The sequence below is a fragment of the Pseudomonas sp. Pseusp15 genome, assembly GCF_059492165.1.
In genome coordinates, this window is sequence record NZ_CP168523.1 from 1,329,193 (window position 1) to 1,352,784 (window position 23,592).

The following is a 23,592-nucleotide window of genomic DNA, read 5'->3' on the forward strand; positions in this document are numbered from 1 at the left end:
TTCCTTTCGCAAGTTCGCAAGGTTCATAGTCAGACCGCTACCAGCACGACGGCGCCGATTACCAGCACGGCACCAGCAGCCATCGAGGCGGCATACCAACGCAATTGACCGGTCTCGGTGCGGCTCAGGGCGGTGTGACCGCCTTTGGCCATACGCGGGATCAGACCGATGGTCTGGTCGAGCGGGTCTTTGCGCAGAATGTGGCTGATCGCAAGGTATGGCTTGACGAACAGTTTGTCGTAGATCCAGTCGAAGCCCCAGGCAGCGAACCACCAGGCCGAAAGGAAGCGGCCGATGCCGCTGTTGGCGATGGCCGTGACGAAGCGACGCTTGCCGAGGAACAGCAGCGCGGCCAGCAGGATACCGGACAGGGCGATGGCGCCCGAAGCGATTTCCAGGCTGTGCTTGGCTTCGCCGCCGGCATGGCCGACGCTTTCCGGCAGTACGCCGTGCAGCGGTGGAACGATCATCGCGCCGACGAACGTCGACAGTACGATCAGCACCGACAGCGGCAGCCAGTGAGCAATGCCGTGACCGGCATGGGCTTCGGTCTTCGCTTCACCGTGGAACGTGATGAAGATCAGGCGGAAGGTGTACAGCGAGGTCATGAAGGCACCGACCAGACCGGCATACAGCAGGCCTTCGTTACCGCTGGCGAACGCTTCCCAGAGGATTTCATCCTTGGAGTAGAAGCCCGCGGTCACCAGAGGCAAGGCCGCCAGGGCCGCGCCGCCGACGATGAAGCTGGCGTAGGCCAGTGGCAATTTCTTCCACAGGCCGCCCATCTTGAAGATGTTCTGCTCGTGGTGGCAGGCAACGATCACCGCACCGGATGCAAGGAACAGCAGCGCCTTGAAGAAGGCGTGGGTCATCAGGTGGAAGATCGCGCCATCCCATGCACCGACGCCCAGGGCCAGGAACATGTAGCCGATCTGGCTCATGGTCGAGTAGGCGAGGATACGTTTGATGTCGGTCTGAACCAGCGCGGCAAAACCTGCCAGCACCAGCGTCACGCCACCCACGACACCTACCAGGTGCAGGATATCCGGCGCCAGTGCGAACAGGCCGTGGGTACGGGCGATCAGGTAGACACCGGCGGTTACCATGGTCGCGGCGTGGATCAGTGCCGAAACCGGAGTAGGGCCGGCCATCGCATCCGCCAGCCAGGTTTGCAGCGGCAGTTGCGCGGATTTACCGACAGCGCCACCCAGCAGCATCAGGGTCGCCAGAACGATCCAGAAGTCACCGGCCTTGAAGTGCTCAGGCGCCTTGACCAGCAGTTCCTGGATATTCAGCGTGCCCAGTTGCTGGAACAGGATGAACAGGCCGATGGCCATGAACACGTCGCCGACGCGGGTCACGATGAAGGCTTTGAGTGCCGCGTTACCGTTGTTGCGGTTGCTGTAGTAGAAACCGATCAACAGGTACGAGCACAGACCCACGCCTTCCCAGCCGAAGTACACGAACAACAGGTTATCGGCCAGGACCAGGAACAGCATGCTGGCGATAAACAGGTTGGTGTAGGCGAAGAAGCGCGAGTAACCGGCTTCACCGCGCATGTACCAGGACGCGAACAGGTGGATCAGGAAGCCCACGCCCACCACCACACCGAGCATGGTCACGGACAGACCATCCAGGTACAGGGCGAAGTTCGGCGTGAAGCCTTCCACCGCCATCCATTGCCACAGCACCAGGGTGTAGTGGCCACCCTCCGGCGGTGCAACGTTGAATTGCCAGATCACATAAGCCGCGACGATCGCCGACAAGCCGATGGAGCCGACGCCGATCAGCGCCGAGAGGTTTTCCGAGAGGCGTCCCCGGGAGAACGCCAGCAGCACAAAACCGATCAGGGGGAACAGGAAAGTCAGATAGAGAAGGTTCATCCGCGCATCTCGCTGGCAGCGTCGATATCGAGAGTGTGGAAGCGGCGATACAGCTGCAACAGAATCGCCAGGCCGATACTGGCCTCGGCGGCTGCCAGGCTGATCACCAGGATGAACATGATCTGTCCATCCGGCTGCGCCCAGCGGCTACCGGCAACGATGAACGCCAGTGCGGAGGCATTCATCATGACCTCCAGGCTCATCAGCACGAAGAGAATGTTGCGCCGGACCATCAGGCCGACCAGACCGAGGCAGAACAGGATGCCGGCGACCGCCAGACCATGCTCCAAAGGGATAGCAGGCATCGTCATTGCTCCTTGGCTTCGTTGCGGCCCAAGTGGAACGCCGTGACGGCTGCGGCGAGCAGCAGCATCGAGGCGAGTTCGACCACCAGCAGGTAAGGACCGAACAGGCTGATGCCCACGGCCTTGGCGTCTACGGTGGTGTGGCCGAGGGCCTGGCCGCTGGAGTGGCTGAACAGCACATACAGCAGTTCAGCCAGCAGCAGGCCGCCGAGTACGACCGGGCCCAGCCAGATACCGGGCTTGAGCCAGACGCGCTCTTGCTGAACCGAGGCCGGGCCCAGGTTCAGCATCATCACCACGAACACGAACAGCACCATGATGGCGCCGGCGTAGGCGATCACTTCCAGTACACCGGCAAACGGTGCGCCAAGGGCGAAGAACGTCATGGCCACGGCGATCAGCGAAATGATCAGGTAGAGCAGGGCGTGCACGGGATTGGTGTTGGTGATCACGCGAAGCGTGGACACAACAGCGATACCCGATGCGAAATAGAAAGCGAATTCCATCGTTCTTCCTTAAGGCAGCAAGCTCTTCACGTTGATCGGCTCGGCTTCATTCTGCGCGGCGCCTTTTGGCTTACCGGCAATCGCCATACCTGCAACACGATAGAAGTTGTAGTCAGGGTTTTTACCGGGACCGGAGATCAGCAGATCTTCTTTCTCGTAAACCAGGTCCTGCCGCTTGAACTCGGCCATTTCGAAATCCGGTGTCAGCTGGATCGCGGTGGTCGGGCAGGCTTCCTCGCAGAGGCCACAGAAAATGCAGCGCGAGAAGTTGATGCGGAAGAAGTCCGGGTACCAGCGACCGTCTTCGGTTTCAGCTTTCTGCAGCGAGATGCAACCCACCGGGCACGCCACGGCGCACAGGTTGCAGGCTACACAACGCTCTTCGCCGTCGGGGTCGCGGGTCAGGACGATACGGCCACGGAAACGCGGCGGCAGGTACACGGGTTCTTCCGGGTACTGCAGCGTGTCGCGCTTGCGGAAGGCGTGGCCGAAGATCATCACCAGGCTGCGAAGCTGGGTGAAGAAGCCATGCACGATGTCAAAAATGTACTTCATGATTCTCTATCCTCACTGAGCCGCGACGGCGGGCGTGTTGAGCAACACGATCGCAGCGGTCACCAGCATGTTGACGAGGGTCAGCGGCAGGCAGAACTTCCAGCTGAAGTCCATCACTTGGTCATACCGTGGGCGCGGAATCGAGGCGCGCAGCAGGATGAAGAACATGATGAAGAACGCGGTTTTCAGTGCGAACCAGATGAACGGGATCTGCGGCAGGAGGCCGAACGGGCCGTGCCAGCCACCGAAGAACAGCGTGACCAGCAGCGCCGAGATCAACACGATGCCGATGTACTCACCTACGAAGAACATGCCCCATTTCATGCCGGCGTATTCAATGTGGTAACCATCGGCCAGTTCCTGTTCCGCTTCCGGCTGGTCGAACGGGTGACGGTGAGTCACGGCGACGCCAGCGATGAAGAAGGTCAGGAAACCGAAGATCTGCGGAATGATGAACCACATGTTCTGCGCTTGGTATTCAACGATGTCGCGCATGTTGAACGAGCCAACCTGGATCACGATGCCCATCAGCGACAGGCCCATGAACACTTCGTACGACACGGTTTGTGCCGAGGCCCGCAAGCTGCCCAACAGGGCGAACTTGTTGTTGCTCGACCAGCCGGCGAACAGCACCGCGTAGACCGAAAGACCCGCCATGGCGAAGAAGAACAGGATGCCGATGTTGATATCCGCCACGCCCCAGGTCGGGGTGATCGGGATGATCGCGAAGGCAATCAGCAAGGCGCTCATGGCCACGACCGGTGCCAGGGTGAAGATCACTTTGTCGGCGAACGGCGGGGTCCAGTCTTCCTTGAAGAACATCTTGATCATGTCGGCCGCAATCTGGAACGCGCCGAACGGGCCGACGCGGTTCGGACCGTAACGGTCCTGCCAGAGGGCGAGCAAACGACGCTCGACCCAGCTCAGCAGCGCGCCGCAAACCACTACGGCGAGCAGAATCACGATGGCCTTGAGGACCGCGATGATTACGTCGATCACTTCAGGAGTGAACCAGGTCATAGCGCTGCCTCCTGCAGACCGTCAACGGATTTGCCAAAGATGGCTGGTGGAATGCCGGCGATACCTGCAGGCAATGCGACCAGACCGGCACCCAGCTCTTCGTTGATGCGCAGCGGCAGACGCAAAGTCTGGCCGGCAACGTTCAAGCTCAGCAGGGCACCGTCATTGACACCCAGGCGATCGGCTTCGGACTTGGCCAGCGACACGTAGGCGGCCGGGATGCGTTCCTGCACCGGTGCGGCTTTGGAAGAGTTTTCTTCGCTGCCGAACAGGTGGAAGAACGGTACGACCTGCCAGGTGCCTGGCGCCGGGTTGAACGCACGCGGAACACTGGCGAACCAGTTCAGCGAATCACCGGTGCTTTCGATCAGGCGAGTGCCCGGGTCGCCAGCGCGCAGGTGACCACCGACTTCGTCCTGGAACTTGTTCCAGGCTTGCGGCGAGTTCCAGCCCGGAGACCAGGCGAAAGGTACTTGCTGGCGCGGTTCGGCGGAGCCCGAGTAACCTTCCATGGAGAACGAGAACGCGGTGTCGTTATCCTGGGAAGTACGCGGTTCGTGCACGCTGATGTCGGCGCGCATGGCGGTACGACCGGAGTAACGCAGCGGTTCGCGCGCCAGTTTCAGGCCTTTGATCCGGAATGCGGCGGACGGTGCGGCATCGACGATACGCGCCAGTTGCGGCGTGCTTGCAGCAACGGCAGCGGTGACGTGGTCCAGTTGGGTCCAGTCGATCGGCTGGTTCAGCAGGGTCGAACGCAGGGCGTGCAGCCAGCGCCAGCCTTCGTGAACCAGAATGCTCGCGTCGAGGTAAGTCGGGTCGAAGACCTGGAAGAAGCGCTGGGCGCGGCCTTCCTGGCTGACCAGCGTACCGTCGCCTTCAGCGAAGCTGGCCGCTGGCAGTACCAGGTGCGCGCGATCGCTGGTGGCGGTCTTCTGATGGTCCGCCACGATCACCACTTTCGCGGCGTTCAGGGCAGCATCGACCTTGGATTTGTCGGTGCGGGTGTACAGGTCGTTTTCCAGCACGACGATGGCGTCGGCACGGCCGTCGATTACCGCTTGCAGCGCTTCGTCGACCGAGTTGCCGCCGAGCATGGCCAGGCCGAGGCTGTTGGCCTCCGGCACGATCAGGCTGATGGAACCGTTCTTCTCGCGCAGCTTCAGGGCTTTGGCGATGTTTGCCGCCGCTTCGATCAGCGCCTTGGAACCCAGCGAGGTACCGGCAATGATCAGCGGACGCTTGGCGGCGAGCAGGGCGTCGGCAATGCGCTTGGCCAGCGCCAGAGCTTCAGCGTCCAGACCTTCAACGGCCGGTGCGCTGGCGTCGAGGGCGTGAGCCACGGCGAAACCGATGCGGGCCAGGTCGTCTGGTGCGGCGTGAACGCATTCTTCAGCGATGTCGTCGAGCTTGGTTTCAGCCAGGCTGGCGATGAACAGCGGGTTCAGCTCGTGCTGGCCGATGTTCTTCACCGCGGCGTCGAGCCATGGCTGAACGCGCATGGCGTCGGCCATGTCTTCGGCCTTGCCCTTGACCGATTGACGCAGGGCCAGGGCCATGCGCGCAGCGGTCTGGGTCAGGTCTTCGCCGAGGACGAAAATCGCATCGTGGTCTTCGACGTCGCGCATGTTCGGGATCGGCAGCGGGCTGTCTTTGAGCACCTGCATGACCAGACGAATGCGTTCCAGCTCCGAGGCTTCGATACCGGAGTAGAAGTGCTCGGCGCCGACCAGTTCGAGCAGCGCGTAGTTGCTTTCGAGGCTGGCGCGTGGCGAACCGATACCGACGATGTTGCGACCGCGCAGCAGGTCGGCGGCTTTATCCAGTGCTTCGTCCAGGCTCAGTTTCGCGCCGTTGGCCAGCAGTGGCTGACGTGGGCGATCCTTGCGGTTGACATAGCCATAGCCGAAACGGCCACGGTCGCACAGGAAGTACTGGTTCACCGAACCGTTGAAGCGGTTTTCGATGCGGCGCAGTTCGCCGTAACGCTCGCCCGGGGAGATGTTGCAACCGCTGGAGCAGCCATGGCAGATGCTCGGCGAGAACTGCATGTCCCATTTGCGGTTGTAGCGCTCGGAGTGAGTCTTGTCGGTGAACACACCGGTCGGGCAGACCTCGGTGAGGTTGCCGGAGAACTCGCTTTCCAGGGTGCCGTCTTCAACGCGACCGAAGTACACGTTGTCGTGGGCGCCAAACACACCGAGATCGGTGCCACCGGCGTAGTCCTTATAGAAGCGCACGCAGCGATAGCAGGCGATGCAGCGGTTCATTTCGTGGGAAATGAACGGGCCCAGTTGCTGGTTCTGGTGGGTACGCTTGGTGAAGCGATAACGGCGCTCGTTGTGGCCGGTCATCACCGTCATGTCTTGCAGGTGGCAGTGACCGCCTTCCTCACAGACCGGGCAGTCGTGAGGGTGGTTGGTCATCAGCCATTCAACGACGCTGGCGCGAAACACTTTCGCTTCTTCGTCGTCGATGGAGATCCAGCTGCCGTCGGTGGCGGGGGTCATGCAGGACATGACGATCCGACCACGCTTGTCGTTCTCGTCGGTGTACTGCTTGACCGCGCACTGGCGGCAAGCGCCAACGCTGCCAAGGGCTGGGTGCCAGCAGAAATAAGGGATATCGAGGCCTAGCGACAGACATGCCTGTAACAGGTTGTCTGCCCCATCGACTTCGAGCTCTTTGCCGTCTACGTGGATAGTGGCCATGGTTCAAAGTTCTTCGTTGGCCCGGTGTCAGCGGGCGTGGCTAATGGAATCTTGTTATCCGTCCAAATCCAAACAGCCTCGAAAGGCGTCATCGGACGAAAGGCGAACGGCACGGACCGTTCGCCTTTTTTAAAGCGTTAAGCGCCGACTACGATCGGCTTTGCCAGAGGCGGGACGACGGCGCGGGTAGGCGCGATGCCGGCTTCGAACTCTGGACGGAAGTATTTGATGGCACTGCCCAACGGCTCCACGGCACCCGGTGCGTGAGCACAGAAGGTCTTGCCTGGGCCGAGGAAACCGACCAGACCCAGCAGGGTCTCGATATCGCCGGCTTGCCCTTCACCGTTCTCGATCGCGCGCAGCAGCTTGACGCTCCACGGCAGACCGTCACGGCATGGGGTGCAGAAACCACACGATTCACGGGCGAAGAACTCTTCCATGTTGCGCAGCAGGGACACCATGTTGACGCTGTCGTCCACCGCCATGGCCAGGCCGGTACCCATACGGGTGCCCACTTTGGCGATGCCGCCGGCGTACATTTGTGCGTCCAGGTGTTCCGGCAACAGGAAGCCGGTACCGGCGCCGCCTGGCTGCCAGCACTTGAGCTTGTAACCGTCGCGCATGCCGCCGGCGTAGTCTTCGAACAGCTCGCGACCGGTAACGCCGAACGGCAATTCCCACAGGCCCGGATTCTTGACCTTGCCGGAGAAGCCCATGAGCTTGGTGCCCATGTCTTCACTGCCTTCGCGAGCCAACGATTTGTACCAGTCCACGCCGTCGGCAATGATTGCCGGCACGTTGCACAGGGTTTCGACGTTGTTCACGCAAGTCGGCTTGCCCCACACGCCGACGGCGGCAGGGAAGGGCGGCTTGGAGCGCGGGTTGGCGCGGCGGCCTTCGAGGGAGTTGATCAGTGCGGTTTCTTCACCGCAGATGTAACGCCCGGCGCCGGTGTGGACGAACAGCTCGAAATCGAAGCCGCTGCCCAAAATGTTTTTACCCAACAGCCCCGCTGCCTTGGCTTCTTCCACGGCACGGTTGAGGTGCTTGGCAGCGGTGGTGTACTCGCCACGCAGGAAGATGTAGCCACGGTAGGTTTTCAGCGCGCGAGCACTGATCAGCATGCCTTCGATCAGCAGATGGGGCAGTTGCTCCATCAGCATGCGGTCTTTCCAGGTGTTCGGCTCCATTTCATCCGCGTTGCACAGCAGGTAGCGGATGTTGATGGATTCGTCCTTGGGCATCAGGCCCCACTTCACGCCAGTGGGGAAGCCTGCACCGCCGCGACCCTTGAGGCCGGAGTCTTTCACGGTCTGGACGATGTCGTCCTGGGCCATGTCGGCGAAGGCCTTGCGTGCAGCGGCGTAACCGTTCTTGGCCTGGTACTCGTCGAGCCATACGGCTTCGCCGTCGTCACGCAGGCGCCAGGTGAGCGGGTGAGTCTCGGCCGAACGCTTGATGCGGTTGGCTGGACCGAAGGAAGTCAGGGTCATACGTAGCCCTCGAGCAATTTGGCAACGCCGGCAGGCTGCACATCACCGAATGTGTCGTCGTCGATCATCAACGCCGGCGCCTTGTCACAGTTGCCGAGGCAGCAGACCGGCAGCAGGGTGAAGCGACCGTCGGCGGTGGTCTGGCCCAGGCCGATGCCCAGCTTGCTCTGGATTTCGCTGACCACCGACTCATGGCCGCCGATGTAGCAGACCATGCTGTCGCAGACGCGGATGATGTGACGGCCGACTGGCTGACGGAAGATCTGGCTATAGAAAGTAGCCACCCCTTCAACATCGCTGGCCGGGATGCCGAGGATTTCGCCGATGGCGTAGAGCGCGCCGTCAGGCACCCAACCACGTTCCTTCTGGACGATCTTCAGGGCTTCGATCGACGCCGCGCGCGGGTCTTCGTAGTGATGCAGCTCGTGCTCGATGGCCGAGCGCTCGGTTTCGCTCAGGGCGAAACGGTCTGTCAGGATAAGCGTGCTGTTCATGCTTAACGGTCCACGTCGGCCATAACGAAATCGATACTACCCAGGTACGCGATCAAGTCCGCGACCATGCTGCCTTTGATCACCGAAGGGATCTGCTGCAGGTGCGGGAAGCTTGGGGTACGAATCCGGGTGCGGTAGCTCATGGTGCCGCCATCGCTCGTCAGGTAATAACTGTTGATGCCCTTGGTCGCTTCGATCATCTGGAAGGATTCGTTGGCCGGCATGACCGGGCCCCACGAAACTTGCAGGAAGTGCGTGATCAGGGTCTCGATGTGCTGCAGCGTGCGCTCTTTAGGCGGCGGCGTGGTCAGCGGGTGATCCGCCTTGTACGGGCCTTCCGGCATGTTGCGCAGGCACTGCTCGATGATCTTGATGCTCTGGCGCATTTCTTCGACGCGAACGATGCAACGGTCGTAGGCATCGCCATTGGCCGCCAGCGGGACTTCGAATTCGAAGTTTTCGTAGCCGGAGTAGGGGCGAGCTTTACGCAGGTCGAAATTGCAACCGGTCGAACGCAGGCCGGCACCGGTGACGCCCCATTCCAGGGCTTCCTTGGTGTTGTAGGCGGCGACGCCGATGGTCCGGCCACGCAGGATGCTGTTGTCCAGTGCGGCTTTCTGGTATTCGTCCAGACGCTTTGGCATCCACTCGACGAAATCCTTGACCAGTTTTTCCCAGCCGCGTGGCAGGTCGTGGGCGACGCCACCGATGCGGTACCAGGCCGGGTGCAGGCGGAAACCGGTAATGGCTTCGATCACCGTGTACGCCTTCTGGCGGTCGGTGAAGGTGAAGAACACCGGAGTCATGGCGCCGACGTCCTGGATGTAAGTCCCCAGGAACAGCAGGTGGCTGGTGATCCGGAAGAACTCGGCCATCATGATGCGGATGACGTCGACCTTCTCGGGCACCTTGATGCCGGCCAGCTTCTCGACCGAGAGCACGTACGGCAGGTTGTTCATTACGCCGCCGAGGTAGTCGATACGGTCGGTGTACGGAATGAAACTGTGCCAGGACTGGCGCTCGGCCATCTTCTCGGCACCACGGTGGTGGTAGCCGACGTCTGGCACGCAGTCGACGATCTCTTCACCGTCCAGCTGCAGGATGATACGGAACGCACCGTGGGCCGAAGGGTGGTTCGGACCCAGGTTGAGGAACATGTAGTCCTCGTTCGGGCCGGAACGCTTCATGCCCCAGTCTTCAGGCTTGAAGCGCGCGGCTTCTTCCTCAAGCTGTTGCTTGGCCAGGGTCAGGCTGAACGGATCGAACTCGGTGGCACGGGCCGGGAAGTCCTTGCGCAGCGGGTGACCTTCCCAGGTCGGCGGCATCATGATGCGGCTCAGGTGCGGGTGGCCGGCAAAGTGAATGCCGTACATGTCCCACACTTCACGCTCGTACCAGTTGGCGTTCGGCCAGATGCTGGTGACGCTCGGCAGGTTGAGGTCGCTCTCGGACAAGGCGACCTTGATCATTACGTCACTATTACGTTCGATCGACATCAAGTGATAGAACACAGTGAAGTCGACGCCGTTTGGCAGCCCTTGACGCTTGGTACGCAGACGCTCGTCCACGCCGTGCAGGTCATAGAGCATGACGTACGGCTTGGGCAGGTTGCGCAGGAAAGTCAGGACTTCGACGAGTTTGGCACGGGCAACCCAAAGCACCGGCATGCCGGTGCGGGTAGGCTGGGCGGTGAACGCCTCTGGGCCAAAACGGTTGTTCAGTTCGACGACCACATCCTGGTCGTCTGCCTTATAAGGCGGGATGTACAGAGCACTGCCTGCAGTCATGGTTATTTATCGCTTTCGGTCAACGTAAAGAATGAAGCCAGGTTCTCGTTCTATAAAAGAAGCAGATCTGGATCAGACTTCGTCGGGGCTGCGCAGGTTGGTTACCTGAATACGCTGTTCGCGGCGCTGTTCCTTTTGCGAAGGCATCTCGGCGCGGTAAACGCCTTGATCGCCAACGACCCAGGAAAGTGGGCGACGCTCCTGGCCAATCGACTCCTGCAACAGCATCAAGCCTTGCAGAAAAGCTTCAGGGCGGGGTGGGCAGCCAGGCACGTAGACGTCCACGGGCAGGAACTTGTCCACCCCTTGAACGACGGAGTAGATGTCGTACATGCCACCGGAGTTGGCGCACGAACCCATGGAAATGACCCATTTAGGTTCGAGCATCTGCTCGTAGAGACGCTGAATGATCGGCGCCATCTTGATGAAGCAGGTACCGGCGATAACCATGAAATCCGCCTGACGCGGCGATGCCCGGATTACCTCTGCGCCAAAGCGCGCGATGTCGTGGGGCGCCGTGAAGGCGGTGGTCATTTCCACGTAGCAGCACGAAAGACCGAAGTTATACGGCCACAGGGAGTTCTTGCGCCCCCAGTTGATCGTGCCGTTGAGCACGTCTTCGAGCTTGCCCATGAAAATGTTTTTGTGAACTTGATCTTCTAACGGATCGGAAACGGTTTCCCGTTGGCCAATCGGATACTGCTCGTTAGGAGCATCGGGGTCGATCCTGGTGAGATTGTATTGCATTGCCAAAGCCTCATTGTTTCAGCTTCGCTTGCCGCTTAAGACGAGCTGCCGGAGCCCAGTCAAGGGCGCCCACTCGAAATAGGTAGACAAGACCTGCCAACAGAATTGCTATGAAAACGAGAGCTTCGACGAATCCGGTCCAGCCGCTTTCGCGGACGGACACAGACCAGGCAAAGAGAAAGAGGGCTTCGATATCGAAGATCACGAAGAGCATCGCGACCAGATAGAATTTGGCTGAGAGCCGCAAGCGGGCGCCACCTGTAGGTAGCATGCCGGACTCGAACGGTTCGTTTTTGCTGCGGCCCCAGGCTTTTGACCCGAGGAGGCTGGAGACGCCGAGCATGAAGGCGCAAAGGCCGCCGACACCCAGAAGGAAAATGGCAAAGCCCCAGTTGTGGGCCATGAGTCCGGTCGCTTCGGGCATGCTGGTAATCCTTAACAGAGAGCAAAGGTCTCTGAGCTTGATAAAGAAATAAGGCAGTGACGATATGTCGCAGCAATCAATCCCGCTGATTTTATGGCTAAACACCCTGCAAGTAAAATTCCTATAGCGAAATTATTTATTGGAATAAGGACATGGCGCATCTCCAAAGCCCTGTAGCCCATACGGTTCGGGCATTAGCGGGGGTTTTGTCAAATATGTTTTGTAGGGAATGTAACGAACATAGTTTCCGCTAAATGATAATCAATGTTATTTGGTGTGGTTTTCAAACTGTTTAGCGAGCAGCGGTTTGGGAAGTTGTCTTATATGCGCGTTACTGCAAGTAGCGCGCGGGGTGGTTTTACCTTGTTTTCCTGATCGTGAAACTGCTCTGGATCAAGGTTTTTTCCTGCACCCGATCCCGTAGGAGCGAGGCTTGCCCGCGAAGAACGATGATGCGGTATGTCTGAAAAACCGCAGCGCATTCTTCGCGGGCAAGCCTCGCTCCTACAGAGGGGGAGAATCGCAGGCAAAAAAACGCCCCGAACCAGTCGGGGCGTCAGATGAGCGGCTTTGCGGTTAGCTTTTTATTCGGTCCGCAAGGGCCGTTTGTTTAAGCGAAGCAGATCAGTGGAACTGTTCTTCTTCGGTCGAGCCGGTCAGTGCGGTTACCGAAGACGTGCCACCCTGGATCACGGTGGTCATGTCGTCGAAGTAGCCGGTGCCCACTTCCTGCTGGTGAGCCACGAAGGTGTAGCCCTTGGCGGCGTCAGCGAACTCTTGCTCTTGCAGCTTCACGTAGGCAGTCATGTCGTTGCGGGCGTAGTCGTGTGCCAGGTTGAACATGCTGTGCCACATGTTGTGAATGCCGGCCAGGGTGATGAACTGGTGCTTGTAACCCATGGCGGACAGTTCGCGCTGGAACTTGGCGATGGTCGCGTCGTCCAGGTTTTTCTTCCAGTTGAAGGAAGGCGAGCAGTTGTACGACAGCAGTTGGTCCGGGTATTCCTTTTTGATCGCTTCGGCGAAGCGACGGGCTTCGTCCAGATCCGGCTTGGCGGTTTCGCACCAGATCAGGTCGGCGTACGGCGCGTAGGCCAGGCCGCGAGCGATGGCCTGGTCGAGACCGGCGCGAACCTTGTAGAAGCCTTCCTGGGTACGGGTGCCGGTCACGAATGGCTGGTCGTACGGGTCGCAGTCGGACGTCAGCAGGTCAGCAGCGTTGGCGTCGGTACGGGCCAGGATAATGGTCGGTACACCGGCGACGTCGGCTGCCAGACGAGCAGCGGTCAGCTTCTGCACGGCTTCCTGGGTCGGAACCAGTACCTTGCCGCCCATGTGGCCGCATTTTTTCACGGAGGCCAGTTGGTCTTCGAAGTGAACGCCGGCGGCGCCCGCTTCGATCATGCTTTTCATCAGCTCGTAAGCGTTCAGCACGCCGCCGAAACCGGCTTCAGCGTCAGCCACGATCGGGGCGAAGTAGTCGATGTAGCCTTCGTCGCCCGGGTTCTTGCCGGCTTTCCACTGGATCTGGTCAGCGCGACGGAACGAGTTGTTGATGCGCTTGACCACGGTTGGAACCGAATCCACCGGGTACAGCGACTGGTCCGGGTACATCGATTCGGCGGAGTTGTTATCCGCAGCCACTTGCCAGCCCGACAGGTAGATCGCCTGGATGCCAGCTTTGACTTGCTGTACCGCCTGGCCACCGGTCAGGGCACCCATGCAGTTAACGAAATCTTTCTCGGGACGGAAGGATGGCTTGGCGCCCTGGGTCACCAGGTTCCAGAGCTTCTCGGCGCCCATTTTTGCAAAGGTGTGCTCAGGTTGAACCGAGCCACGCAGACGGACGACGTCAGCAGCGGAGTAATTGCGCTTCACGCCTTTCCAGCGTGGGTTTTCAGCCCAGTCTTTTTCGAGGGCTGCAATTTGCTGTTCGCGTGTCAGTGCCATGGAGATAAACCTCGTCGCGTCTTTAATCGAAAATGGTTCTGGGTGAACAATTCCTGCGTGCCAAATACGCTCATTCAGTTGGGGGCGTACATGGCTGCTCGCTGACCAGAAGCTTAGGCGGTCAAGTCGGGTTCGGCGGGGATGGCGACGGGATGAACGATGGGCTCGAGGGGGAGGTGAGCAGGTAAGGGCGAACTGGCGAGCGCATTCGGGCGTCGTGGGCCTTGGTGCGAACTTCAGTGTGGAGCCGGGTTACCTAATTACGCTTCCGTCCCTCGGGACAACTTCGTTCCAGTCGGCAACCTCGTCAAACACACCTTGTGGGCGGTACAGACACGAATCGGCTCGCGGGGTAGGGTGCGAACAGCGACTCGAAAGCCCTTGCCAGGGCCTCTGATTAGCGGGAGCGAGGCCATCATGCCTTTGCTTTTTTGGCTCGTCAAACGTTTTGTAGTGCTTTTTTTCAAGCACTACATCTTTGGTCTAATACGACTAATCAGTCAGTTTTTGGTGCTTTAGTCCAAGGTGTCGACTTTCACCCGTAAAGTCATGTCATCCCGGCCCTGAGTCGAGTAGCTGCGGGTCAGGCCCTGTTTGTCGGCCTGAGTCTGACGATTCACGCCGGCCAGGGTGATCCACTCGCCCAGTCGACCGCTGACAGTTGTGTCGGTACTTTGCACGTTCACTACATCGGGACGTTCCTGGCTCATCCGGTCACGGTTGGTGCTGATAGCCAGGTGAACGATGTTGCCGGTGACGCTGGCGGTGACGTAGAAACCCTGGGTGACATTGCGGTATTCGGTCTGGCTGCGCAGGTCGCCATAGCCGTCAGTCTGAGTGCTGGTGAGCGGCACGCTTTGGCCGACCTGGATTAGCGCCGGTGCGCCTTCGCTGGCCTGAATCTGCTGGATACCGCCTTCACGGCTGTCGGTGCTGCGATTGATGATGCGGGTTTGATTCGGTGCGGCACCGTTGACCGAGTAGCCCTGATCGCCCTGAAAGTTGTTTTCGTTGGTGTCGACGGTGATCAGTAAGCGTTTGGGGGCGGTGTCGAGTTGCGCGAGGAAGGTCTTGAGTTCATCGATCTTGTCGGGCTCGGCGTTGACGATCAGCTGGTTGCCGTAGGCGCTGACCTTGCCGTCCTTGCCGATGAAGTTCTGCGCTACTGGCAGCAGGTCGGCGCTGGTGCGGTAATTCAGGGGCACGATCTCGGTGGCGGCCATGACCGAAAAACTGCAGGTCAGCAGCAGCGTGGTGAGCAGGGTGCGTAGGGACATGTCCGTTTCTCCGCAAATCAAAGGTTTGATATTGCCAGTTTGTCGGCCCGGCGTGGTGCGAGTTGAATCACAGACAGCAAAACGCCCCGGCATCCGAGAATGGCGGGGCGTTTTGTGGAGTTCTTGATGGCTTTTGTGGCGAGGGAGCTTGCTCCCGCTGGGGCGCGAAGCGGCCCCAAAATTATCAGGGCTGCTGCGCAGCCCAACGGGGGCAAGCCCCCTCGCCACAGGGAATCAAGCCGAGTGACGCACCATGTCCACATGCGGAATCCCGGCTTCCAGGAATTCCTCACTGACCATGCTGAAACCCAAGCGTTCATAGAACGCCGTGGCCTGCACTTGCGCGCTCAGCATCTGCTGCTTCAGCCCGCGCTTCTCGGCTTCACCGATCACCGCTTGCATCAGCGCATCGCCAACCTTCATGCCGCGCCAGTCTTTGAGCACCGACACCCGGCCGATGTGGCCATCGGGCAACAGGCGGGCGGTGCCGATCGGAAAGTCGCCTTCGAAGGCCAGGAAGTGCACCGCCGTGGCGTCATCGGCATCCCATTCCAGTTCAGGAGGAACGGATTGCTCGGCGACGAATACTGCCTCACGAATGCGCCGGATCTCGGCGTTGTCCTTTTGCCAGTCTGCGACACGTACGTGAATCTTATTCATCGGCAAACCCCAGGCTGCCCTGCTTGACCAGTTCACACAGCAGGCCACGGCCGTCTTCGTCGCTCAGCCATGAGCCGAGGTTATCGACATGCAGGGCGTCGGCGGCGCAGATCATTTTCAGCAGCTCGCGCAGCTTGCCCGGCAGGTAGCGGCTCTGGCCGCTGGCGAACAGCAGCAGGTCGTCGTCGACTTCCGACCAGGCCAGACGCGCACTCGGGTTGCGGATCAGCACGGCACCTTCTTCGAGAGCGCTGAGGAAGTCTTGCTCTTCGACTTCTTCCGGGCCGACCACCAGTTCCGGGTAGCGCGGCTCGGTCATGAACTGGCCGAACCAGGTCAGCAACAGGCGCTCGTCGCTCATGTGCTCGGCCAGCAGGCTTTTGAGGCGATCAAGGGCATCGTGCTGGATCTGATGAGGATCGACCGCCGGCAGGGCGTCGGCGTCGGTGTAGCGCTCTTCGTCCGACAGGAACTGGCTGAGGAAGTCGGTGAAGTGGGTCAGCACTTCAGCGGCGCTCGGGGCTCGGAAACCGACCGAGTAGGTCATACAGTCGTCGACAGCCACGCCACAGTGAGCCAGGCGCGGCGGCAGGTAGAGCATGTCGCCCGGTTCCAGTACCCACTCATCGGTGGCTTCGAATTCGGCGAGGATGCGCAGGTCCGCGTGCTGCAGCAGCGGGCTCTCGGTGTCGCACATCTGGCCGATTTTCCAGTTGCGCTTGCCGTGGCCTTGCAGCAGGAACACGTCGTAGTTATCGAAGTGCGGGCCGACGCTGCCACCTGGGGCGGCGAAGCTGATCATCACGTCGTCGACGCGCCAGCTCGGCAGGAAGCGGAAGTTTTCCAGCAGTTCGGCGACTTCCGGCACGAATTGGTCGACGGCTTGCACCAGCAGGGTCCATTCGCGTTCCGGCAGTTTGCTGAATTCGTCTTCGGCGAACGGGCCGCGGCGCAATTCCCAAGGGCGCTCACCGTGCTCGATCACCAGGCGCGATTCGACTTCTTCTTCCAGCGCCAGGCCGGCCAGTTCGTCGGCGTCGATCGGGCTTTCGAAATCAGGAATCGCCTGACGGATCAGCAGCGGTTTTTTCTGCCAGTAGTCGCGCAGGAATTCCCGTGCCGTGATGCCGCCCAGAAGTTGAAGAGGAATGTCAGGATTCATGTGTAACCTATTGAAAAAATGCACTTTTCAGACGGGAATAAAAACGCCCGGCGGCGCCGGGCGTCTCAAACGGGTAGAGCGGTCGATCAGATGCGTTTGGCTTGTGCTACAGCGTTGCCGATGTAGTTGGCCGGGGTGAGCAGTTTCAGCTCAGCCTTGGCGGCGGCTGGCATGTCCAGGCCGTCGATGAAAGTTTGCAGTGCTTCAGGGCTGATGCCCTTGCCGCGCGTCAGCTCTTTGAGCTTCTCGTACGGGTTTTCGATGTTGTAGCGACGCATCACGGTCTGGATCGGCTCGGCCAATACTTCCCAGCAAGCGTCCAGGTCGGCGGCAATCTTTTGCTCGTTGAGCTCCAGTTTGCTGATGCCTTTGAGGCTGGCTTCGTACGCGATCACGCTGTGGGCGAAGCCGACACCGAGGTTGCGCAGCACGGTGGAGTCGGTCAGGTCGCGCTGCCAGCGGGAGATTGGCAGTTTGCTCGCCAGGTGCTGGAACAGTGCGTTGGCGATGCCCAGGTTGCCTTCGGAGTTTTCGAAGTCGATCGGGTTGACCTTGTGCGGCATGGTCGACGAACCGATTTCGCCAGCGATGGTGCGCTGTTTGAAATAACCCAGGGAGATGTAGCCCCAGATGTCGCGGTCGAAGTCGATCAGGATGGTGTTGAAGCGCGCGATCGCGTCGAACAGCTCGGCGATGTAGTCGTGCGGTTCGATCTGCGTGGTGTACGGGTTGAAGCCCAGGCCCAGCTCGTCTTCGATGAAGGCGCGGGCGTTGGCTTCCCAGTCGATCTCAGGGTAGGCCGACAGGTGAGCGTTGTAGTTGCCGACGGCGCCGTTGATCTTGCCCAGCAGCGGAACGGCGGCGACTTGGGCGATTTGACGCTCCAGGCGGTAAACCACGTTTGCCAGCTCTTTGCCCAGGGTGGTCGGCGATGCCGGTTGGCCGTGGGTGCGCGACAGCATCGGCACTTCAGCGAAACGGAGGGCCAGTTCGCGGATGGCGTTGGCGGTCTGGCGCATCAGCGGCAGCATCACGTCATCACGGCCTTCACGCAGCATCAGGGCGTGGGACAGGTTGTTGATGTCCTCGCTGGTGCAGGCAAAGTGGATGAACTCGCTGACCTTGGCCAGTTCCGGCAGCTTGGCCGCCTGCTCTTTGAGCAGGTATTCAATGGCTTTGACGTCGTGGTTGGTGGTGCGCTCGATCTCTTTGACACGCTCGGCGTGCTCCAGAGAGAAGTTTTCCGCCAGGGTGTTCAACACAGCGTTGGCTTCGGCGGAGAACGCCGGCACTTCGCTGATGGCAGGGTGAGCGGCCAGGCGCTGGAGCCAGCGCACTTCAACCAGAACGCGAGCACGGATCAGGCCGTATTCGCTGAAAATTGGGCGCAGGGCCTGGGTTTTGCCGGCGTAGCGGCCGTCAACAGGGGAAACCGCAGTGAGCGAAGAGAGCTGCATGGGGTGTTCTCGGACAGTCGGGCAACGAAATGGGGCGCGTATCATACATGAAAAATATACGCCGGTCCGTTGCCAACTGACCGGCGTATTACGCGTTACTGACTACAAAACGGTATTGCAGGCGCGGTTCAGCTGCTGCGCATCAGCGGGTAAAGCTCTTTAAGCAACTTGCGTCGGCTGATCACCAACTGCCAGCGATGACCGCCCAACTGCCGCCACAGGCGTGCCGAACGAATCCCGGCCAGCAACAGTGCGCGGATTTTCGAGGCATTGCTCGGTTGCTGCAGGTTGCGCATGTCGCCATGCACCTGAATCCGTTGGCGCAAGGTGCTCAGGGTGTCCTGGTACAGCGCACCGCAAGCGGCGATCACGTTTTCGTGGGCTGGGCCAAAGTGTTCGACCTGGGACTGAATCTGCGGCAGGCGTTTGCCGATCACGTCCAGCATGTCATTGCGCTTGGCCAATTGGCGCTCCAGTCCCAGCATCGCCAGGGCGTAGCGCAGCGGTTCGCGCTGAAGGGTGCTGGGATCGCGTTCCAGGGCGCCGATCAATGCGCGATAGCCTTCGCGCAAATTGATGTCGTCGCCGCCGTACACTTCCAGAGTGTCCTTGGGGTCGCGAATCAACAGGCTGCCGAGCATGCAAGTCAGGCCGGCTTCGTTGGTCTGCCCGGTCTTGGCTATCTTGTCGACCAGCACGGCGGCGAGAAACACGCCGCCCAGGGCCGTCAGTTGCTCCTGAGTCGGGCTCATGAATGGTCCTTGCTGGTCCAGGGTTCGGCCACTTCGATCACGCCGCCGCCGAGGCAGATTTCACCGTCGTAGAACACCACGGATTGGCCCGGAGTGACCGCGCGTTGCGGGTCATCAAAGGTGGCGCGGTAGCCGGTGGCGGTCTTCTCCAGGGTGCAAGGCTGGTCGCTCTGGCGATAACGCACTTTGGCGGTCAGCCTGCGCGGCTCGGTCAAGTCGATCGGGTTGACCCAATAGATGTCCGAGGCGAGCAGGGCGCGGGAGAACAGCTGCGGGTGGGCATTGCCCTGGCCAACGATCAGCTCGTTGTGTTCCAGGTCCTTGATCAACACGTACCACGGTTCTTCACCGGCGTCTTTCAGGCCGCCGATGCCCAGGCCCTGGCGCTGGCCGATGGTGTGGTACATCAGGCCATGGTGGCGGCCGATGACTTCACCTTCGGTGGTCTTGATCTCGCCGGGCTGTGCCGGCAGGTATTGCTTGAGGAAGTCGCTGAAGCGGCGTTCGCCGATGAAGCAGATTCCGGTGGAGTCCTTTTTCTTCGCGGTGGCCAGGTCGTGTTTCTCGGCAATCGCGCGGACTTCGGGTTTTTCCAGCTCGCCGACTGGGAACAGGGTCTTGGCGATCTGTTCGCCGCCGACGGCGTGCAGGAAGTAGCTCTGGTCCTTGTTCGGATCCAGGCCCTTGAGCAATTCGGTGCGACCATCGATGTCGCGGCGACGCACGTAGTGGCCGGTGGCGATCAGGTCGGCGCCGAGCATCATGGCGTAGTCGAGGAACGCCTTGAACTTGATCTCGCGGTTGCACAGGATGTCCGGGTTCGGCGTGCGGCCGGCCTTGTATTCGGCCAGGAAGTGCTCGAACACGTTGTCCCAGTACTCGGCGGCGAAGTTGGCGGTGTGCAGCTTGATGCCAATCTTGTCGCAAACGGCCTGCGCGTCCGCCAGGTCATCCATGGCGGTGCAGTATTCCGTTCCATCGTCTTCTTCCCAGTTCTTCATGAACAGGCCTTCCACCTCATAGCCCTGCTCGATCAGCAGGAGAGCGGAAACGGAAGAGTCCACGCCGCCGGACATACCGACAATGACGCGCTTCTTTTGTGTGGCAGAAGGGGCTGGATCACGCATAGGGATTTAATGAGTGTCTTGAAAAAGGACGCGATTCTAGCAGGCTCAAGCCTGCAAGGCTAAAGAGAAGGGCGGATCAGCTCGAGGCTGAAGTGTTTACCGTCCAGATAATCATCGATGCACCGGATGATCAGCTCACTGCGCCAGTTTGCGCGCTGTTGCAGCAGTTCGTCACGCGTCAGCCATTTTGCGCCGACAATACCGTCGTCCAATTGATAGTCGGGATGGTGTTTCAGCGCTTTGGCGGTGAAGCAGACGCGTTGATAGGTCACTCCGTTGCTCGGGGCGGTGTAGAGGTAAATGCCTATTACGCCGGTTGGCTCGACGTCCCAGCCGGTTTCTTCGAGGGTTTCGCGTACGGCCGCCTCGATCAGGGTTTCGTCCGGGTCCAGATGACCGGCGGGCTGATTGAGCACCGTTCGTCCGTGTTTGGATTCTTCGACCATCAGGAAGCGACCGTTGTCTTCGACGATGGTGGCGACGGTGATGTGGGGTAGCCAATCCATGAAATGTCCTCGATGTTGAATTTGAAACGCTTTCCCTGTGGGGGGGGCAGTGTTCACATTTGAATGCTGTCAACGCTGAAAGCACAAACCCCGGCGCATGGCCGGGGTTTGTGATGTTCCCTTACAGCCTTAAACCAACGCAGCAATCGCAGCGTTGAAGGTTGCGCTCGGGCGCATGGCCTTGCTGATCAGCTCGGCATTGGCGTGGTAGTAACCGCCGATGTCCACTGGCTTGCCCTGAACGGCGTTGAGCTCGGCAACGATGGTTGCTTCGTTCGCGGTCAGGGTTTTGGCCAGTTCGCCAAACTGCGCTTGCAGTGCAGCGTCTTCGGTCTGGGCGGCCAGGGCCTGAGCCCAGTACAGCGCCAGGTAGAAGTGGCTGCCGCGGTTGTCGATGTTGCCGACTTTGCGCGATGGCGACTTGTTGTTGTCCAGGAACTGGCCAGTGGCCTGATCCAGGGTCTTGGCCAGCACCAGCGCTTTAGGGTTGTTGTACGTCACACCCAGATGCTCAAGGGAGGCGGCCAGGGCCAGGAACTCGCCCAGGGAGTCCCAGCGCAGGAAGTTTTCTTCCAGCAGCTGTTGAACGTGCTTCGGTGCCGAACCGCCAGCGCCGGTTTCGAACAGACCGCCGCCATTCATCAGCGGAACGATCGACAGCATCTTGGCGCTGGTGCCCAGTTCCATGATCGGGAACAGGTCAGTCAGGTAGTCGCGCAATACGTTGCCGGTCACCGAAATGGTGTCGAGGCCGGAGCGAGTGCGCTCCAGGGTGAACTTCATCGCGTCGACTGGCGACATGATGCGGATGTCCAGGCCGGAAGTGTCGTGATCCTTCAGGTAGGCCTGAACTTTCTCGATCACTACGCCGTCGTGGGCGCGCATTGGGTCCAGCCAGAAAATCGCTGGAGTGCTGCTTGCGCGAGCACGGTTGACGGCCAGTTTGACCCAGTCCTGGATCGGCGCGTCTTTGGTCTGGCACATGCGGAAGATGTCGCCGGCTTCAACCGACTGTTCCAGCAGCAGGGTGCCTTTGCTGTCGGTGACACGAACAACGCCGTTGGCCTTGATCTGGAACGTCTTGTCGTGCGAGCCGTACTCTTCGGCTTTTTTCGCCATCAGGCCAACGTTCGGCACGCTGCCCATGGTGGTCGGATCGAAGGCGCCGTTTGCCTTGCAGTCTTCGATCACCGCCTGGTAGATGGTGGCGTAGCAGCGATCCGGGATCACCGCCTTGGTGTCGTGCAGCTGGCCGTCGGTGCCCCACATCTTGCCAGAGTCACGGATCATCGCCGGCATCGAGGCGTCGACGATGACATCGCTCGGCACGTGCAGGTTGGTGATGCCTTTGTCGGAGTTGACCATGGCCAACGATGGACGAACGGCATAAACCGCCTGGATGTCCGCTTCGATCTGCGCTTGTTGCTCGGCAGGCAAGGCCTTGATGCGAGCGTACAGGTCGCCGATGCCGTTGTTCAGGTTGAAGCCGATCTGCGCCAGCACGTCAGCGTGCTTGGCCAGTGCGTCTTTATAGAACTCGGCAACGATCTGGCCGAACATGATCGGGTCGGAGACCTTCATCATGGTGGCTTTGAGGTGAACCGACAGCAGCACGCCTTTGGCCTTGGCGTCTTCGATCTCGGCTGCGATGAAGCTGCGCAGCGCGTTTTTGCTCATGACCGCGCAATCGAGGATCTCACCGGCTTGTACGGTGGTTTTTTCTTTCAGGACGGTGGTGGTGCCGTCTTGAGCGATCAGTTCGATTTTAACGGCGTCAGCGGCGTCGATCAGGGCAGCTTTTTCGCTGCCGTAGAAATCGCCGGTGCTCATGTGGGCTACGTGGGACTTGGAGTCCTTGGCCCAGGCGCCCATTTTGTGCGGGTGCTTGCGAGCGTAGTTCTTGACCGACAGTGGTGCGCGACGATCGGAGTTGCCTTCGCGCAGAACCGGGTTTACGGCGCTGCCCTTGATCTTGTCGTAGCGGGCCTTGGCTTCTTTGTCGGCGTCGCTGGTCACGGTTTCCGGGTAGTCCGGCAGTGCATAGCCCTGGGCTTGCAACTCTTTGATCGCGGCCTGCAGTTGCGGAACCGAAGCGCTGATGTTCGGTAGCTTGATGATGTTGGCTTCAGGTGTAACGGCCAGGTCGCCCAGTTCGGCGAGGTGGTCGGCTACCGCTTTGTCACCCAATTGCTCGGGGAAGCTGGCCAGGATGCGCCCTGCAAGAGAGATATCGCGGGTTTCAACGGCGATATCAGCGGAGGCGGTGAAGGCCTCTACGATAGGCAACAGTGAATAGGTGGCGAGGGCTGGGGCTTCGTCGGTGAAGGTATAGATGATCTTCGAGCGGGTGGGCATATTCGGATTAACTCTCTCTTCTTTGCTAAAGCGTGCATAGAAACTCGAGGGGCGCCGGGTAAGCGCGTTCGTTCAAAGTCATCCATGAGCCGAATGTCGAGGTTTCTTTGCGGTGATGTTGGGTGCATCGGTCGAGCGTCAAGCGGGTGGACTGCGGTAACAATCCTGCTTTTCCGGGCCCAGAGTCTCGGCTACATTTCCAGTGGCAGAGAGGTCGGCCGTCGTGACTCTGTGGTCAGCGGCGGCATTATACATAGGTAGCTGGCAATCTGCCGATGGTTCATATGCAACGATTCTCGTCCATTGGTCTAAAGGTCGCAGGCAGGTGTGGGGAGTAGCCTTGTATGGTGTGCTTGAGTTTGGCGCTTTTCCCTTTACTTTCAGGCTTGTACGTCACGAACCGTGCAGCTTCGCGGCAGAT

20 protein-coding genes are annotated in these 23,592 nt (G+C 60.1%); all 20 read right to left on the reverse strand.

What is annotated here, in order from left to right; all coding sequences use genetic code 11:
* Positions 1 to 29: 29 nt before the first annotated feature.
* The 20 genes from nuoL to ACEN8R_RS06150 all read right to left on the reverse strand — a co-directional run bounded on the left by nuoL (position 30) and on the right by ACEN8R_RS06150 (position 23,171).
* Complete coding sequence (nuoL, locus tag ACEN8R_RS06055) at positions 30 to 1,883, reverse strand: NADH-quinone oxidoreductase subunit L (protein ID WP_018925507.1); 1,854 nt, start codon at positions 1,881 to 1,883, stop codon at positions 30 to 32.
* A complete protein-coding gene (nuoK, locus tag ACEN8R_RS06060) occupies positions 1,880 to 2,188 on the reverse strand; it encodes an NADH-quinone oxidoreductase subunit NuoK (RefSeq protein ID WP_007940879.1) in 309 nt (102 codons plus the stop codon). Before nuoK ends, nuoL begins: the two co-directional genes overlap by 4 nt.
* Positions 2,189 to 2,190: 2 nt before the next feature.
* Positions 2,191 to 2,694 carry an NADH-quinone oxidoreductase subunit J gene (gene nuoJ / locus ACEN8R_RS06065; RefSeq protein WP_018925508.1) on the reverse strand — a complete coding sequence of 168 codons (504 nt, stop codon included), beginning with the start codon at positions 2,692 to 2,694 and terminating at the stop codon, positions 2,191 to 2,193.
* 9 nt (positions 2,695 to 2,703) lie between these two features.
* The gene (gene nuoI / locus ACEN8R_RS06070; RefSeq protein WP_007940875.1) at positions 2,704 to 3,249 is read right to left on the reverse strand and encodes an NADH-quinone oxidoreductase subunit NuoI; all 546 of its coding nucleotides are present in this window, start codon (positions 3,247 to 3,249) and stop codon (positions 2,704 to 2,706) included.
* A 12-nt stretch (positions 3,250 to 3,261) separates the two neighbouring features.
* Positions 3,262 to 4,269, reverse strand: coding sequence for an NADH-quinone oxidoreductase subunit NuoH (nuoH, locus tag ACEN8R_RS06075; protein ID WP_018925509.1), 1,008 nt, complete (start codon positions 4,267 to 4,269; stop codon positions 3,262 to 3,264).
* Positions 4,266 to 6,980, reverse strand: a complete 2,715-nt coding sequence (gene nuoG, locus ACEN8R_RS06080) for an NADH-quinone oxidoreductase subunit NuoG (protein ID WP_018925510.1) — start codon at positions 6,978 to 6,980, stop codon at positions 4,266 to 4,268. Before nuoG ends, nuoH begins: the two co-directional genes overlap by 4 nt.
* Positions 6,981 to 7,117: 137 nt before the next feature.
* Positions 7,118 to 8,473 (reverse strand): NADH-quinone oxidoreductase subunit NuoF, encoded by a 1,356-nt coding sequence (gene nuoF, locus ACEN8R_RS06085; RefSeq protein ID WP_018925511.1) that lies wholly within the window; start codon positions 8,471 to 8,473, stop codon positions 7,118 to 7,120.
* Positions 8,470 to 8,967 carry an NADH-quinone oxidoreductase subunit NuoE gene (gene nuoE / locus ACEN8R_RS06090; RefSeq protein WP_007905058.1) on the reverse strand — a complete coding sequence of 166 codons (498 nt, stop codon included), beginning with the start codon at positions 8,965 to 8,967 and terminating at the stop codon, positions 8,470 to 8,472. Before nuoE ends, nuoF begins: the two co-directional genes overlap by 4 nt.
* A gap of 2 nt (positions 8,968 to 8,969) precedes the next feature.
* Positions 8,970 to 10,754, reverse strand: coding sequence for an NADH-quinone oxidoreductase subunit C/D (gene nuoC, locus ACEN8R_RS06095; RefSeq protein ID WP_018925512.1), 1,785 nt, complete (start codon positions 10,752 to 10,754; stop codon positions 8,970 to 8,972).
* A gap of 72 nt (positions 10,755 to 10,826) precedes the next feature.
* Positions 10,827 to 11,501: a NuoB/complex I 20 kDa subunit family protein gene (locus ACEN8R_RS06100; protein ID WP_007940869.1), complete on the reverse strand. Its 675-nt coding sequence runs from the start codon at positions 11,499 to 11,501 to the stop codon at positions 10,827 to 10,829.
* 10 nt (positions 11,502 to 11,511) lie between these two features.
* Positions 11,512 to 11,925: an NADH-quinone oxidoreductase subunit A gene (locus ACEN8R_RS06105; protein WP_007940868.1), complete on the reverse strand. Its 414-nt coding sequence runs from the start codon at positions 11,923 to 11,925 to the stop codon at positions 11,512 to 11,514.
* Positions 11,926 to 12,549: 624 nt separating this feature from the next.
* Positions 12,550 to 13,875 carry an isocitrate lyase gene (aceA, locus tag ACEN8R_RS06110; RefSeq protein WP_018925513.1) on the reverse strand — a complete coding sequence of 442 codons (1,326 nt, stop codon included), beginning with the start codon at positions 13,873 to 13,875 and terminating at the stop codon, positions 12,550 to 12,552.
* Between the two features lie 515 nt (positions 13,876 to 14,390).
* The gene (locus ACEN8R_RS06115; protein ID WP_018925515.1) at positions 14,391 to 15,152 is read right to left on the reverse strand and encodes a secretin N-terminal domain-containing protein; all 762 of its coding nucleotides are present in this window, start codon (positions 15,150 to 15,152) and stop codon (positions 14,391 to 14,393) included.
* Between the two features lie 234 nt (positions 15,153 to 15,386).
* Positions 15,387 to 15,812, reverse strand: a complete 426-nt coding sequence (locus tag ACEN8R_RS06120) for a GNAT family N-acetyltransferase (RefSeq protein WP_018925516.1) — start codon at positions 15,810 to 15,812, stop codon at positions 15,387 to 15,389.
* Positions 15,805 to 16,974, reverse strand: a complete 1,170-nt coding sequence (locus ACEN8R_RS06125) for a ribosomal protein uL16 3-hydroxylase (RefSeq protein ID WP_018925517.1) — start codon at positions 16,972 to 16,974, stop codon at positions 15,805 to 15,807. The genes ACEN8R_RS06120 and ACEN8R_RS06125 overlap by 8 nt, the downstream gene beginning before the upstream one ends.
* 86 nt (positions 16,975 to 17,060) lie before the next feature.
* Positions 17,061 to 18,431 carry an adenylosuccinate lyase gene (purB, locus tag ACEN8R_RS06130; RefSeq protein ID WP_018925518.1) on the reverse strand — a complete coding sequence of 457 codons (1,371 nt, stop codon included), beginning with the start codon at positions 18,429 to 18,431 and terminating at the stop codon, positions 17,061 to 17,063.
* Positions 18,432 to 18,559: 128 nt separating this feature from the next.
* Positions 18,560 to 19,183 carry a high frequency lysogenization protein HflD gene (gene hflD, locus ACEN8R_RS06135; RefSeq protein WP_007940860.1) on the reverse strand — a complete coding sequence of 208 codons (624 nt, stop codon included), beginning with the start codon at positions 19,181 to 19,183 and terminating at the stop codon, positions 18,560 to 18,562.
* Complete coding sequence (mnmA, locus tag ACEN8R_RS06140) at positions 19,180 to 20,310, reverse strand: tRNA 2-thiouridine(34) synthase MnmA (protein ID WP_495624641.1); 1,131 nt, start codon at positions 20,308 to 20,310, stop codon at positions 19,180 to 19,182. The genes hflD and mnmA overlap by 4 nt, the downstream gene beginning before the upstream one ends.
* Positions 20,311 to 20,369: 59 nt before the next feature.
* Positions 20,370 to 20,816 (reverse strand): NUDIX hydrolase, encoded by a 447-nt coding sequence (locus tag ACEN8R_RS06145; protein WP_018925520.1) that lies wholly within the window; start codon positions 20,814 to 20,816, stop codon positions 20,370 to 20,372.
* 129 nt (positions 20,817 to 20,945) lie between these two features.
* Complete coding sequence (locus tag ACEN8R_RS06150; protein WP_018925521.1) at positions 20,946 to 23,171, reverse strand: NADP-dependent isocitrate dehydrogenase; 2,226 nt, start codon at positions 23,169 to 23,171, stop codon at positions 20,946 to 20,948.
* Positions 23,172 to 23,592: the final 421 nt, after the last annotated feature.